Below are 12,928 nucleotides of genomic sequence, written 5' to 3'. Positions count from 1 at the left end.
GTTCGCGGCGCTGTCGCAGAACAAGGCGGAAGCCGCGCAGAAAGCGGGCCGCTTCAACGATGAAATCGTGCCGGTCGCGATTCCGCAACGTAAAGGCGAGCCGCTGCAATTCAACACCGACGAATTCGTGCGTCACGGCGTGACGGCCGAGGCGCTCGCCGGCCTGAAGGCGGCGTTCTCGAAGGAAGGCACGGTGACGGCTGCGAACGCATCGGGCATCAACGACGGCGCGGCGGCGGTCGTCGTGATGTCGGCGAAGAAGGCCGAAGCGCTCGGCTTGACGCCGCTCGCGCGCATCAAGGCGTACGCGAACGCGGGCGTCGATCCGAAGATCATGGGCATGGGCCCGGTGCCGGCGTCGAAGCGCTGTCTGGAGCGTGCGGGCTGGAGCGTGAACGATCTCGATCTGATGGAAATCAACGAGGCGTTCGCGGCGCAAGCGCTGGCGGTGCACAAGCAGATGGGCTGGGATCAGTCGAAGATCAACGTGAACGGCGGGGCGATCGCGATCGGTCATCCGATCGGCGCGTCGGGCTGCCGGATTCTCGTCACGCTGCTGCACGAAATGCAGAAGCGCGACGCGAAGAAGGGTCTGGCGTCGCTGTGCATCGGCGGCGGCATGGGTGTCGCGCTGGCGGTGGAACGTCCGTAACGAATGCAGTACGACGGCGCCGCGCGCGCGTCCCGACGCGTCATCAAAACAATATTAGCGTTGGGCAAGATGGCCGCGTCGGCGCCATTCCGAGATTCATTAACCTGAGAGAAATGACGAGGAGTATCAGCATGACTAAGCGAATCGCAGTGGTGACGGGCGGCATGGGCGGTCTGGGCGAAGCAATCAGCATGAAGCTGCACGACGCGGGTTACGCGGTCGTCGTGACGCATTCGCCGGGCAACGCGAAAGTCGGCGAATGGCTTGCGAGCATGGACCGCCAGGGCTACAACTTCCGCGCGTATGGCGTGGACGTCGCCGATTACGATTCTGCCCAGCACTGCGTGGCGAAGATCCAGGCTGAAGTCGGCCCGATCGATATCCTCGTGAACAACGCCGGTATCACCCAGGACACGACCTTCAAGAAGATGACGAAGGTGAACTGGGATTCCGTGCTGCGCACCAACCTCGACTCGGTTTTCAACATGACGAAGCCGGTCTGCGAAGAGATGGTGTCGCGCGGCTTTGGCCGCATCATCAACATTTCGTCGGTGAACGGCTCGAAAGGTCAGATCGGCCAGACGAACTATTCGGCGGCGAAGGCGGGCATGCACGGCTTCACGAAGTCGCTCGCGCTCGAAGTCGCGAAGAAGGGCGTGACGGTGAACACGATTTCGCCGGGCTATCTCGCGACCAAGATGGTGACGGCGATTCCGCAGGAGATCCTCGACACGAAGATTCTTCCGCAGATTCCGGCGGGCCGTCTCGGCAAGCCCGAGGAAGTCGCGGCGCTCGTCGCGTTCCTGTGCTCCGATGACGCGGGCTTCGTCACCGGCTCCAACATCGCGATCAACGGCGGCCAGCACATGAGCTGATGTCCGCGAGCGGCGCGTGTGTCAGCGCGCGCCGCTTCGTGTTCGCATCGAATCGATCTTCATCTGAAACACCCGTGCCATGCACAACGTCAGCGCGCGCGCACTCCTTTATAGCGTCGGTCATCTCGATTCGGCGATCGAACATCTCGAGCAAGTGCTGAGCCTCGAAGGCGCGAACTCGCTCTTTTCCAAGACATACTGGCGCGGACGCGTCGTGCAGGCGCTTTCCACACCGGGACTCGCGCCGTCGCAGCATTCGCGCCTGCAACGCCTGCTGGATCGCATCGCTCAGGCCTGAGCGGAGCAACAAAGCGCGCACGCGGTCGACCGTGAAAACGCGCGCAGGCAAGGCCCGCGCCGCCGCTTGTCCGGCCCCGTCGTGCAGCGTCATTCCTCTGATCCGTGAAGAAATTCGCGTCCGCTTGTACCATTCGGCCGTGTCTCAAATTCACGGTTCGCCAGCATGTTCTCTTACATCAGATCGATGATTTCGACGCCGCGCAGGTTCGGCGCGTTCGGCGCGCTCGCGCTCGCGTGTCTGCTCGCGGCCTGCGGCACGACGAACGGCGTCACGGCCGGCGCGCAGCCCAACACCTACACCGTCACCGGCAAGGCGACGGGCACGCGCATGTCGTGGGTGACGGCGCGCAACGCGGCGATGGACGCCGCCTCCGAATACTGCAAGCAGCGCGCGCAACGCGTCGCGATCCGGTCGGAAGCGACGAGCGGCGTGCGCTCGCTTCAAGAGCAGACATCGACCGTATCGTTCAGCTGCGTGCCGGAGAACGACGCGCGCGGCTGAGCAATTCATCCGACGACATCACGGCCGCGTACTTCTGCGCCATATCGAAAAGATTGGCGTCATGCGGCGCGAGCGCGCGATCGCCGACGCAATCGGATAGCACCACGGGACGAAAGCCGAACTGCATCGCATCGACGACGCTCGCGCGCACGCAGCCGCTCGTCACCGCGCCCGCGACGGCGAGCGTGGTGACGCCGCGCATGGTGAGCCACGCGGCGAGCGACGTGCCGAAGAACGCCGACGGCACGTTCTTGCGCACGACGAGCTCGCCGTCTTCCGGCGCGAGTTGCGGCACGATCGCGCTGTCGTGCGCGTGCTCTTTCAGCGTCAGCATGCCGGGGACTTTGAGCGAGAAGATGTTGGCATCGGCGTCGTCATCGGCATAGACGATGCGGCTATGCGCAATCGGCCAGCGCAACTCACGCGCCGCGCGCAGCAGCGGCACCGTGCGCTCGATCGCCTGCGCGATGTTGCCGCCGCCGAACACGTCCGGATTGGCGAAACCGTTCACGAAGTCGACGATCAACAGTCCAATGCGGCCTTCGATGCGAAGGTCGTTGCCGAAACCTTGCCGCTGATAAACCTCGTCGTTCATGACGTTTCCTCGATGGTTCTGCCTTCGCGCACGACGTCCACGCCGTCGAGCGAGACGGTGCAGCGGCGCAAGGGGATGTCGATATGGCAAGCCGTCGTGCGCTTGCCGCCGCCTTCGTTGTTCGGGCCGAGCGAGAACAGGAAGTTGCCGTCGAACGCGCGGGCGTCCATGCCGAGCGTCGCCTCGCGATCGTAGAGACCGAGCGTCGACCAGTGCGCGCGCTTTTGCAGGCCCCAACCGATGTGCGAGATCGCGAAGGCTTCGGGGTCGTCGAACGAGAGCATGTATTCGCGCAGGAGATCGGCATCGACGCCGCCTTCGATGTGGCGCGCGTAGCCGCCTTCGACGGTCAGCACGACCGGTTCCGTGCAATAGCTCTTCTGCGGCAGAAGGATGTCGCCGCGATCGATCACGATGCGCCCGTTCGCGCCGCCTTCGTTCGGAAAAGTGAGCGCGAAACCGCTCGGCCAATGATCCCAGCGGCCGGGTTCATCGACGAAACCATATTCGGCGATGGCCGGAAACTCGCCGAGCGGACAGCGCAGATCGGTGCCCGCTTTCGATGTGACGCGCATCTCGCGCGCCTGTTCGATGCGCTTCGCGGCGGCGAGCACGCGCCTTCTGTCGTCGAGCGACGGCGTCATGCGAACGAGCACTTCGGGCGGTTCGACGGCGAGCAGGATCTTCGTGCCCGACGCGAGAATGTCGTGTTGCTCGGGCGAAAAAAGCAGCGTCATCAGATCGAGCACGAGATCGCTTGCCTTGAGGGCCGCGATGGCCGCGCGGTTTCCGGTGAGCGGCGTTTCGCCGAGATAGGCGAGGGCGTCGCGGCTCAGCGCCTTCTCGCCGTTGACGGGCGGAAGATCGAGCCGGTTGACGATGGCGCCCATCGATTGCGTCGCAATCAAGGCGCAGGCGAGCGTTTGCGGATGCGTTGCGGCGCCGGTGAGGATCGTCACGGTCTGGCCTGCTTTCAGGCGCGACAGCGTGAGCACCTCTTTCCACGCTTGAATCAGTTGATGGTCGCTGATTGGCATGATGTGTCGCCTACGTTTCAGGTGAGTGTTGCGCCGAAGAACGAACCGAGCGCGCGATAGAAGCCTTGTTCGTCGTCCCACGGGATCATGTGGCCTGCGTTCGGCACTTTCACGACTTCGAGTTGCGGCATCAGATCGCGCATTTCTGCGATGTCTTCATCGCGGATCACGTCGCCGCGGCCGGCTGACATCAGCAGCGTGGGTTGCGTGACGTGCGGCATGTCGGCGTGGATGTCGTCCGTATGGAAGCCTTCGAAGCTCGCGCGGATCGCGCGTTCATCGCAGGTGTGCAGCCATTGCGCGCGCAGGCGCAGTTGCTCGTCGGTCCACGTCGGGCAGAACGCGCGCATGCCTTCTACGTCGATGCCTTTGCGTGCGAGCGCGATCGAATCGATGTACCACGCGAGTTGCGCGGGGTAGGCGCGACGGCCCGGGCCGGACACGGGCGGATCGATGAGCGCGAGTCGCGCGATGGACTTTGTTTGCCGTGCGGCGCGCAGGGCGATGCGTGCGCCCATCGAATGGCCGAGCACGTTGGCTTGCTTCAGGCCGATCGCTTCGATGAACGCGATGAGATCGGCGGTTTGCGCGTCGAGACTGTAATCGAGCGTCGATGAGGCTTCGGAGAGGCCGCGGCCGCGGACGTCAAGCACGTAGGTATCGAAGTGGCGGCCTAGCGTTTCCGCGACGAATCCCCAGGTGATGGCCGGGCTCGTGATGCCGGGGATTAGCACGATGGCATCGTGGGTTGCTTGCGGCCCGCCGTAGCGCAGATAGTGTTGGCGGATGCCGTTTGCGTTGATGTTTGCGCCGTAGAGTAGGGTCGATTTCATCGTGTGTCTTTCTCGTTTACTTCCGTTTTCGCCGGATCCCGTTTTCGGGTCGGTCTATTGGCACTGCCCCTGTGCGGGGCGGCACTCACTTTCTTTGCTGCTGCAAAGAAAGTAAGCAAAGAAAGCAGCTACTGACACGCCCGCGGTCACACGCAATTTGGGTAGTCCTCTCGTCCATCGTGGGCTGCCTAAAGAGTGCCCTCATAGGCCCAACCGGGCTTGGATCGCGCACGGTCTGCCACATCGCACCACACAACAAGCTGGTTCAGCACCAAATAGCTCCAGCCCGCTTCGCGGCCGACCGGTCAATCGGGTCCGCGCGTGCTTCTTTGCTGCCGTCTCCATCTCACTGCACTTGCCGCTCGTCGCTTTCCCTTGCAGACCCGGCGGCAGCGCGTAGCGCTGTGCCGAAGCTCTTTCGTGCTGAACCAGTGTCCTCAGCGTTTTCGGGCGGCGGACCGTGCGCGAGCCAAGCCCCGTTATTGTGATGAGGGCACTCTTTAGGCGAGTGCCGCCTGGGACGAGAGGACTACCCAAATTGCGTGTGACCGCGGGCCTGAAAAGCTGCTTTCTTTGCCTACTTTCTTTGCAGCAGCAAAGAAAGTAGGTGCCGCCCCGCACAGGGGCAACGCTAATAGACCGACGCGAAAACGGGATCCGGCGAAGAAAAAAAATCAAAAAGCCCCAGACAATAAAGCCCCGGCCCCGGGCACAACCCGCTTAAGCCCAAGCTGAGACAACATCGCAAAAGTAGTAGCGATTGCAGCAGTCACGACGGGCTTCCCGGTCAACGCCTCGACCATCGGCACAACGGACAAAGACGGCATCTGCACGCAAGCGGAGAGAACGACGACATCAGCGTCCTGATAGCGCATCGACTGCACGATAGCGGGCAGAAGAACCGGATCATGCCGCGCCACATCGAGATTGTCGGGAATCTCGAGCGCGCGATAGTCGATGACATCGAACCCTTCGCTTCGAATATAGTCGACCACAAGCTCAGTCAGCGCCTTCATATAAGGCGCCACCACGACGACGCGTCTCGCCTTCATCACCTTCAACGCATCGACCAAAGCACCAGCGCTCGTCACAACCGGCGCCTCGCCGCCATTCGCAGCCGTATGCCGAGTCAAACGCGCCTGCGATACGCGGTGATAACCGCGCCCCATCGCCATGATCGCGACGAGACACGCATAACCCAGCACATCGACGCGCGCATCGGAAAGCTCGACGGCGCAGCGGTCCGACTCCGCATCCATCGCGGCGAGCTCTTCCTTCACGACCTTCTTCATCCGCATGCGGCTCGAATGAAAGGTGAAACGCTCCGGTTCGATGGATTGACGCGCAGTCAGCATCGCCGGAATTTCGGTTTCCATCGTCGTATTCGAACTCGGGACGATCTGCCCGATGCGATAAACCTTTCCCGGCATCTCAAACCTCCGCTGAAACGTTGGACACAGCCGCGCGCGGCGCGAAATCCGTTGCGTTGTACGCATAGACCCAGTTGGCCTGAATGCCCGACGCCTGCGGATTCAGATACGACTTGAACTTGTAGATGAGATCGCGCTTTCTCTGCGCGAACGCGCTCGGCAAGTGATACGTGCGGCCCCGCTCGCGCGATTCGAGTTGCACGCGGCTCGTGCGCGGCAGACGCTCGGCCTCGTAGTCGCCCAATGCGTGCGCGATGTCCGTGCCATGCGCCGCGAGCGATTGCGCGAGCACGTAGCCATCTTCGATTGCCATCGCCGCGCCTTGCGAGAGAAACGGCAACATCGGATGCGCGGCGTCGCCGAGCAATGTGACGTTGCCACGCGACCAAGTCCGCATCGGATCGCGATCGAACAAGCCCCATTTGAAGACCGATTCCGCGCGCTCGAAAAGACGCTGCAAATTCGGATGCCAGCCTTCGAACGCGTCGAGCAATTCCTCACGGCTCGACTTCGCGTTCCACGATTCCTCGACCCAGCTCTGCGTCTCCGCGACCGCGACGATGTTCACCGCCGCGCCGCCACGCACGTAATACGTGACGACATGCGCGTGCGGCCCGAGCCAGAACGACGAATCCGGACTCACAAATTCGGGCGTCTCATCGAAGGGCACGACGGCGCGGAAGCACATGTTGCCCGTGAAGCGCGGCGCTTCGTCGCCGAAGAGCTTCGAGCGCACGATGGAACGCACGCCGTCGGCGCCGACGATCACGTCCGCTTCGAATTCGCTCCCATCGTCGAAGACGGCGACGGCGGCGTCCCTCTCCTGCCGAATGTCGATGCAACTCGTCGACAGACGCGCGGCATCGGCGGGCACGAGCGTCGTCAGCAGGCGATGCAGGTCCGCGCGATGCACGTGATAGAACGGCGCGCCATACAGCTTCGGGCATTCCGAAGCGAGCGGAATGCGGAAGTTCTCGCGCGCGGTCTCCCAGTTGCGCCCGACAATCGCTTGCGGCACGAACGCGACATCGCGCAGCGCATCGCCGATGCCGAGCGCCTGCAGCACCTTCACCGCATTGGGCGTCATCTGGATGCCCGCGCCGACATCGCCGAAAACGCCCGCGCGCTCGAAAAGCCGCACCTCGATGCCGTGCCGCGCGAGCGCGCCGGTCAATGCGACCCCGCCGATTCCGCCGCCGACAACGCCGACGCGAAGTGTTCTGCTCATGATCTCGTCCTTCCGAAGATTGAGTCGTATGGATTGATGTCGATATTATATGGCCGTATAAATAAATGCAACGGCAATGACGATGCTCGTGACGGCGTGATAGGCTGCGCCCATTTCGCGGCGACCGTCCGCATACGACAAGGAAGAGTCAGGCTTTGATCAAGGCGATTTTGTGGGACATGGACGGCACGCTCGCGGAAAGCGAGTCGCTGCATCTGAAGACGTTGATCGCTGCGCTCGCGCGGCACGGCGTGGAGGCGGGCGAGGAGATGCATCCGCTCGTCTTCGGCAAGACGGGGCGCGAGGTGCATGCGCTGTGTCGTGAGCGCTTCGGCTTGACGGTCGACTTCGCGGATTGGTCGATGTTTCGCGCGCGGACGTATCTGGAGAATGCACCCGCGCTCGTGCCGCGTCCCGGCGCGCTGGAGGTGTATCGCGCCGCGAAGGCCGCGGGCATCACGCAGGCGATCGTGTCGAATGCATCGCGCATGCTGCTCGAAGCGAATCTGCGTGCGCTCGGTATCGAAGAGCCTTCGCTCGTGAGCATCAGCGTCAACGATGTTCGCAACGGCAAGCCGAGTCCCGAGCCGTACGAGCGCGCGGCGTGGCTCTTGCGGCTCACGCCCGAGGAAGTGATCGCAGTCGAGGACAGTCCGACCGGCGCGCGTGCCGCCATCGCGGCGCATATGCGCGTTCTGGCATGGCCTTCCGACGATGAAGGCGCCGCGCTTTTCCCTAGGGAAGCGCAGGTCGTGCGCTCGCCGCGCGAGTTGGCAGAGGCGCTGGGTCTCGATCCCGCGGCGCTTTGACGGCTTGCGTCAGTTGCGCGCAGCGAGATCGTTGAGCACGATCTTGTGGATGTTCGAGGCGTGCACCCATTCTCGCGCCTGACGCTCGACCAGATCCGTGAACGCGGGCGGTCCACTGCAGTAGATTTGCGTGCAAGCGCGCGTCGGACTCATGGTGAAGGCGCTTTCCTGTGCGAAGAGATCATCGGTCAGGTCCAGATGATGGTAGATCTTGCCGTGCTCGCGCAGTGCGTCGAATTCATCGACGAACATCGCGTGGTCGGCCGCTCGCGCGAAGTGGTGCACTTCGAACTGCCTGCCCGCCGACGCGAGCCGCTTCGCGATTCCGACGATCGACGCGGCGCCGGATTCACCGCAATAAAGAATGGATCGCACGCGCTCTTTGAGCACGTCGCGTTCGATGACCGGAATCAGGTTGTCGCGCATATCTTCTCCAATAGGACCGGCATCCTCCGCGAACGGAAGATGAGGCAGTGTATGGATCGAATGGGATGGCCAAACCCGGCGGTGATCGTCGGGGCAGGCTCGCAGTCAGAGTAGGGTGGACCGCAGCCGCCGACAAGCCGCCATGACGGAATACCAGTCATACGGCCGCGCCGATAAGGAAACCGCCTGTTTTAAGGGCTCAAAACGCAACGAGCGACCACTGTGGGTCGCTCGTTGATCGTTGGGTCAGTTAAACGGGGTGACTTGCCCCGCGCAATTACATCGGGTGGGTCGCAACGAAGTTCTTGTACGACCAGTAAGCGGGCTTCGTCGTCTGACCGTCGGACTTCATCAGCCCGAAGTTGCCTTCGTTGTCGTCATAGAGCTCGAACGCCTGGATCGACTGGATGTTGTACTTCGATGCGACGCTCTGGTACTGCGCCATCATCATGCTGCCGACCATGTAGTTCGCGATCTGCTGATCCGTGCCGTAGTTCGGACGCACGCCGAATTCGCTGAGCCACACCGGCTTGCCGAACGAATGGAGAACGCCGAGCATGTCGTAGCAACCCGTGCCGCCGCATGCGCGCGTCATGTTGCCCTGATCCGAATACCAGTGCCATGCGGTGATGTCCCAGCTAACCGTCGGGTGGCCGCGGGTGCCGTCCGGCTGCGAGCCGTCCATCAGCATTTGGAAGAACGCGTAGTGCAGCCACGTTCCGTTGACGACAATCTTCGCCGTGCTGTCCTTCGACTTCACGCCGGCGATGAGACCGCGGATCACGCCGCGCGCGACGACGTAGGGCTGATTCTTGTAATGCGTCCAGCTCGTGCCGTCGACGTTGCCGTTCAGCGCCGTCGCTTCGAGTTCGTTGCCGACTTCGTAGTACTTGTACTTGTACGTGCTCGCGACTTGCGCGCCGAGCGTGTAGGCCGCGTTGTACGCATCCTGTTCGTTGCTGAAGCCGGTGCCGAGCAGGATCACGGGATACACGGTCACGCCGCTCGCCGCCATCGTCTGCGCCATCTTCGCGATGACCTTCGCCGACGCCAGGTTGTATACGTCGTTACGATAGATCGTCGCGCCGATGTCCTTCAGTTGCGCGAGCTGCGTCGCCACGGGCGTCGAGTCGTACGCGCCGCCGTTCGTGTTGCGGCCGTTCGCGCCGTAGAAGATCGACGTGCTCGTCGCCGCTTTCGCCGTCGATTCCGGAGCGGCGGCGCTCTTGGCAGTCGCGTCGTCGAACGCGGTTTCACCGCCGCCGCCGCACGCGGCGAGCAGCACGCTCGTAAGCGCTGCCGTGGCGATCGCTGCGGCCTTGCGAGCCGAGAAAACGTTGAAGTTACGAAGCGAGGTCGGGTTAAGGTTCGTCATTGTGTTTTAGTGGTACTAATGTACTTGCGTAAGGCTCGTAAAACCCAGAATGCTGCCCGGACCTCTTCAGTGATTCACGATGCCACTCGGAAACGTGGCGATCGTCTGATCCGTTTGTCGTCGAAATGACACTCGTTAGTCATCCAAACTACATGCTCAGGACAGACTGTTTGCTCGACGCCGAAGTTAGGCGCTAAAGGACAGACTGAACGGCACGGATTCACTGCTGGGTCCATTGCGCGATGCAGCAGGCGCTCTGGATGGCTGAGTCGAGCAAACGATTGCGTTCGCTCTCGTGGGCCTTACGAAATGACAAACCTGCTCAGTTCGAAGGCATCGTCGTCGGATAGGTAACGTTTGCGCGTTTGCAGTCAAACTTGCCGAATCGTTTCGGAGTTCTTCCGCTACCTCGGCAACCGTTGCCGAAACCTGATCAACGGCTGCAAGGTTATCGTCTTATGAGATGAATGTAAACGTCTGTCACAGTAAAAAAATCTGCTGCGGCGTTGCGGTGGCAGAAAAACTTACTTCTTCGGAATCGAGTTTGGAGTCAGTAAATTCTCCCGACGGCTCTGACGGCCTTTGTTATCAGGCGGTACAGACTTCCCGGCGCTCTCCTTCGATGTTGCATCGCGGAAGCGTCGGACCGATATTCGAGTGCTGCGTCGATGGGTGCCTGGTCGAATTCCGATAGATGGCACTCGACGGCGGGAAGAATGACCGTTTCTGCAGTGCGCCTGTGATTCGCGCAAAACTCGACGGATTCGTCCATGATCGTGCGCAGGCCGAAGAGCGCGGGTTCGACCTTCAGCTCGAACCGCGTGAGCGCATACTTGAGATCGGTATCGCAGCGCGTTCTGTTGTATCGTTCATCAAGCTCCCGATGATGGGTTCGCATCGCGAGCAGCGGTGCGAGAGGGCGGTTCCGTTTCTTCATCGCGCGCATTCTGACCGTTGACCTGTATCAAGCTCGACGCACGCGCCGGCCGGACGACGACCCGACGCCGCAGGCACCATAACGCTTATCCATAACGCCACTGTCTTTTCAGAGGGAGATGAACGTGCGAGCTGCCGACATCATGACGACATCGATCGTTTCCGCCAGTCCCGATATGTCCGTGCGCCAGGCCGCGGGCACGATGGTATTCGCCGGCATCAGCGGCATGCCTGTGATCGACGAGGAGGGCAAACTGCTCGGCATCGTCACCGAGGGCGACCTGATGCATCGCGCGGAGATCGGGACCGGCGTCAAGCAGCGTGCGTGGTGGCTCGAACTCGTTGCATCCACGCGCGAACTGGCGAGCCAGTATGTCAAGGAGCACGCGCGCAAGGTCAGCGACGTGATGACCACCGACGTCGCGACCGTGAGCGAAACATGCCCCGTCGCCGACATCGCCGAGCTGCTCGAACGCAAGCGCATCAAGCGCGTGCCGGTGCTGCGCGACGGCAAGGTGGTCGGTGTCGTGAGCCGCGCCAATCTGATTCGCGCGCTCGTCACAATGGCGCCCGAGTTGCCCGTCGATGCCGATATCACCGATCACTCGATCCGCGAGGCGGTCATCGCGGCGATGTCGGGCCATCCGTGGGCGCTCGCTCGCGAGAACGTCATCGTCGAAAACGGGACCGTGCATCTGTGGATGACGGTCACGAACGACGACGAAGCGAAGGCCGTTCGCGTCGCGGCCGAAAACGCGCCGGGCGTGAAGGAAGTCGTCACGCACGTCGGCCCGCCGAGGGTGTAGCAGCGTCTCTTCAGATGAAGCTGGCGCCGCCGTTCACCGGAATCGTCTGTCCGGTGATGAACGCGTTGCCGATTAGCGTCATCACGACGTCCGCGACTTCGTCCGCTTCTCCGAGCCGCCCGACGGGCAGCCGCTCCGCAACGTTCGACGCCTTGAGCGGTTCGGCCATTTCGGTGTCGATCGGTCCGGGCGCGACGGCGTTGACGGTGATCCCATCGCGCGCGAGCCGTGCGGCGTAACCGCGCGTCAGACCTTCGAGGCCCGCCTTCGATGCGTTGTAGTGAACGCCCACCAGACCCGGCCCGCGCGCCGCCGCCGACGACAGATTGACGATGCGTCCCCAGCGCCGCGCGCGCATGCCGTGGAGCACGGCTTGCGTGCAGAGAAACGCCGACTTCAGATTGACGGCGAGCGTGCGGTCGAACTCGGCTTCCGTGAGATCGTCGATATCGATCATCGTCGCTGTGCCCGCGTTGTTCACCAAGATGTCGATGTGGCCGAGGCGTTGAACGATGTCGTCGATCATCGCGGTGACGTCGTTGCCTGTCGACACGTCGGCGCGTACCGCGATCGCGCGATTGCCGCCGCGCTCGATTTCCGCGACCACGCCGGTGGCCTCGTTTTCGCGCTGCCGATAGTTCACCGCTACCGATGCACCGGATGCGCCGAGAGCGAGCGAAATCGCGCGACCGATGCCGCGTGAGCCGCCCGTCACGAGCGCGACGCGGCCGTTCAGATCGAGAGTGTGAGAGGGCATGGCGCGATCCTTCATCGTGGGTGAGAAGGGCCCAGTTTGCGCGCGTCGTGATGATTTCGCTGATCGCGATGCGATCGATGATCGGGTATCGCGGATACGCGCGAGGCGCTTACGGCAAGTAAAGGAAAAAACCGATGCCGGGTTAAGAGCATCGGTTCTTCCTTGCGCCATGCTGCCAGGTTACCGGCCGCCGTGGCCTCCGCCGCCACCGTGACCGCCACCGCCGCCGTGACCGCCGCCGTTGCCGCCGCCGCCGTTGCCGCCACTGCCGTTGCCGCCACCACCGTGACCGCCGCCGCCGTTGCCGCCACCGCCGTGACCGCCGCCGCCGTTGCCGCCACCGCCGTTGCCGCCACCGCCGTTGCCG

Annotated in this window: 15 protein-coding genes; 6 read left to right on the top strand and 9 right to left on the bottom strand. The window is 62.8% G+C overall.

Features of this window, described 5'->3' with window-relative positions; translation table 11 throughout:
* From BG60_RS35385 to BG60_RS35370, 4 genes are all read left to right on the top strand, one after another.
* Nucleotides 1-652, top strand: a 652-nt coding sequence (locus BG60_RS35385) for an acetyl-CoA C-acyltransferase (RefSeq protein ID WP_034474516.1), incomplete at its 5' end; no start/stop codon positions are given.
* A gap of 131 nt (nt 653-783) precedes the next feature.
* Nucleotides 784-1,527 (top strand): acetoacetyl-CoA reductase, encoded by a 744-nt coding sequence (gene phbB, locus BG60_RS35380; RefSeq protein WP_008349175.1) that lies wholly within the window; start codon nt 784-786, stop codon nt 1,525-1,527.
* A 79-nt stretch (nt 1,528-1,606) separates the two neighbouring features.
* Nucleotides 1,607-1,825 (top strand): hypothetical protein, encoded by a 219-nt coding sequence (locus tag BG60_RS35375; protein WP_008349174.1) that lies wholly within the window; start codon nt 1,607-1,609, stop codon nt 1,823-1,825.
* Between the two features lie 165 nt (nt 1,826-1,990).
* Entirely contained in the window at nt 1,991-2,329 is a 339-nt protein-coding gene (locus tag BG60_RS35370; RefSeq protein WP_008349173.1) for a hypothetical protein, read from the top strand.
* Here BG60_RS35370 and BG60_RS35365 read toward each other — a convergent pair.
* From BG60_RS35365 to BG60_RS35345, 5 genes are all read right to left on the bottom strand, one after another.
* Complete coding sequence (locus tag BG60_RS35365) at nt 2,295-2,924, bottom strand: isochorismatase family protein (RefSeq protein WP_008349172.1); 630 nt, start codon at nt 2,922-2,924, stop codon at nt 2,295-2,297. The genes BG60_RS35370 and BG60_RS35365 overlap by 35 nt on opposite strands.
* The gene (locus BG60_RS35360) at nt 2,921-3,961 is read right to left on the bottom strand and encodes a 2,5-dihydroxypyridine 5,6-dioxygenase NicX family protein (RefSeq protein WP_008349171.1); all 1,041 of its coding nucleotides are present in this window, start codon (nt 3,959-3,961) and stop codon (nt 2,921-2,923) included. The genes BG60_RS35365 and BG60_RS35360 overlap by 4 nt, the downstream gene beginning before the upstream one ends.
* 17 nt (nt 3,962-3,978) lie before the next feature.
* Nucleotides 3,979-4,794: an alpha/beta fold hydrolase gene (locus BG60_RS35355; RefSeq protein ID WP_008349169.1), complete on the bottom strand. Its 816-nt coding sequence runs from the start codon at nt 4,792-4,794 to the stop codon at nt 3,979-3,981.
* A gap of 674 nt (nt 4,795-5,468) precedes the next feature.
* Complete coding sequence (locus BG60_RS35350) at nt 5,469-6,224, bottom strand: maleate cis-trans isomerase family protein (protein ID WP_008349168.1); 756 nt, start codon at nt 6,222-6,224, stop codon at nt 5,469-5,471.
* 1 nt (nt 6,225) lies between these two features.
* The gene (locus BG60_RS35345) at nt 6,226-7,452 is read right to left on the bottom strand and encodes an FAD-dependent monooxygenase (protein WP_008349167.1); all 1,227 of its coding nucleotides are present in this window, start codon (nt 7,450-7,452) and stop codon (nt 6,226-6,228) included.
* 155 nt (nt 7,453-7,607) lie between these two features.
* Here BG60_RS35345 and BG60_RS35340 point away from each other — a divergent pair, with 155 nt between their 5' ends.
* The gene (locus BG60_RS35340; RefSeq protein WP_008349166.1) at nt 7,608-8,261 is read left to right on the top strand and encodes an HAD family hydrolase; all 654 of its coding nucleotides are present in this window, start codon (nt 7,608-7,610) and stop codon (nt 8,259-8,261) included.
* Between the two features lie 9 nt (nt 8,262-8,270).
* Here BG60_RS35340 and BG60_RS35335 read toward each other — a convergent pair whose 3' ends face one another.
* From BG60_RS35335 to BG60_RS35325, 3 genes are all read right to left on the bottom strand, one after another.
* Nucleotides 8,271-8,687 (bottom strand): ferredoxin reductase domain-containing protein, encoded by a 417-nt coding sequence (locus tag BG60_RS35335; protein WP_008349165.1) that lies wholly within the window; start codon nt 8,685-8,687, stop codon nt 8,271-8,273.
* Between the two features lie 277 nt (nt 8,688-8,964).
* Complete coding sequence (locus BG60_RS35330) at nt 8,965-10,062, bottom strand: glycosyl hydrolase (protein WP_008349164.1); 1,098 nt, start codon at nt 10,060-10,062, stop codon at nt 8,965-8,967.
* Nucleotides 10,063-10,612: 550 nt separating this feature from the next.
* Nucleotides 10,613-11,008: a hypothetical protein gene (locus tag BG60_RS35325; protein ID WP_051079005.1), complete on the bottom strand. Its 396-nt coding sequence runs from the start codon at nt 11,006-11,008 to the stop codon at nt 10,613-10,615.
* Between the two features lie 109 nt (nt 11,009-11,117).
* Here BG60_RS35325 and BG60_RS35320 point away from each other — a divergent pair, with 109 nt between their 5' ends.
* On the top strand, nt 11,118-11,804 hold the full coding sequence (locus tag BG60_RS35320) for a CBS domain-containing protein (protein ID WP_081851936.1): 687 nt from the start codon (nt 11,118-11,120) through the stop codon (nt 11,802-11,804).
* Nucleotides 11,805-11,814: 10 nt separating this feature from the next.
* Here the strand turns inward: BG60_RS35320 and BG60_RS35315 are convergent, their stop codons facing one another.
* Nucleotides 11,815-12,561, bottom strand: a complete 747-nt coding sequence (locus BG60_RS35315; protein WP_008349161.1) for an SDR family NAD(P)-dependent oxidoreductase — start codon at nt 12,559-12,561, stop codon at nt 11,815-11,817.
* Nucleotides 12,562-12,928: the final 367 nt, after the last annotated feature.

Origin of the sequence: Caballeronia zhejiangensis (assembly GCF_000698575.1) — a bacterium.
In the GTDB taxonomy this organism is placed as follows: Bacteria; Pseudomonadota; Gammaproteobacteria; order Burkholderiales; family Burkholderiaceae; genus Caballeronia; species Caballeronia zhejiangensis.
The sequence above is the reverse complement of the archived record's forward strand: the minus strand, read 5'-3'. Positions and strand labels throughout refer to the sequence as shown.

Bases quoted from the DNA above. Each gene is read 5' to 3' on its own strand.
- phbB (WP_008349175.1), top strand. From the start codon at position 784: ATGACTAAGCGAATCGCAGTGGTGACGGGCGGCATGGGCGGTCTGGGC.
- BG60_RS35375 (WP_008349174.1), top strand. From the start codon at position 1,607: ATGCACAACGTCAGCGCGCGCGCACTCCTTTATAGCGTCGGTCATCTC.
- BG60_RS35370 (WP_008349173.1), top strand. From the start codon at position 1,991: ATGTTCTCTTACATCAGATCGATGATTTCGACGCCGCGCAGGTTCGGC.
- BG60_RS35365 (WP_008349172.1), bottom strand. From the start codon at position 2,924: ATGAACGACGAGGTTTATCAGCGGCAAGGTTTCGGCAACGACCTTCGC.
- BG60_RS35360 (WP_008349171.1), bottom strand. From the start codon at position 3,961: ATGCCAATCAGCGACCATCAACTGATTCAAGCGTGGAAAGAGGTGCTC.
- BG60_RS35355 (WP_008349169.1), bottom strand. From the start codon at position 4,794: ATGAAATCGACCCTACTCTACGGCGCAAACATCAACGCAAACGGCATC.
- BG60_RS35350 (WP_008349168.1), bottom strand. From the start codon at position 6,224: ATGCCGGGAAAGGTTTATCGCATCGGGCAGATCGTCCCGAGTTCGAAT.
- BG60_RS35345 (WP_008349167.1), bottom strand. From the start codon at position 7,452: ATGAGCAGAACACTTCGCGTCGGCGTTGTCGGCGGCGGAATCGGCGGG.
- BG60_RS35335 (WP_008349165.1), bottom strand. From the start codon at position 8,687: ATGCGCGACAACCTGATTCCGGTCATCGAACGCGACGTGCTCAAAGAG.
- BG60_RS35330 (WP_008349164.1), bottom strand. From the start codon at position 10,062: ATGACGAACCTTAACCCGACCTCGCTTCGTAACTTCAACGTTTTCTCG.
- BG60_RS35325 (WP_051079005.1), bottom strand. From the start codon at position 11,008: ATGCGCGCGATGAAGAAACGGAACCGCCCTCTCGCACCGCTGCTCGCG.
- BG60_RS35320 (WP_081851936.1), top strand. From the start codon at position 11,118: ATGAACGTGCGAGCTGCCGACATCATGACGACATCGATCGTTTCCGCC.
- BG60_RS35315 (WP_008349161.1), bottom strand. From the start codon at position 12,561: ATGCCCTCTCACACTCTCGATCTGAACGGCCGCGTCGCGCTCGTGACG.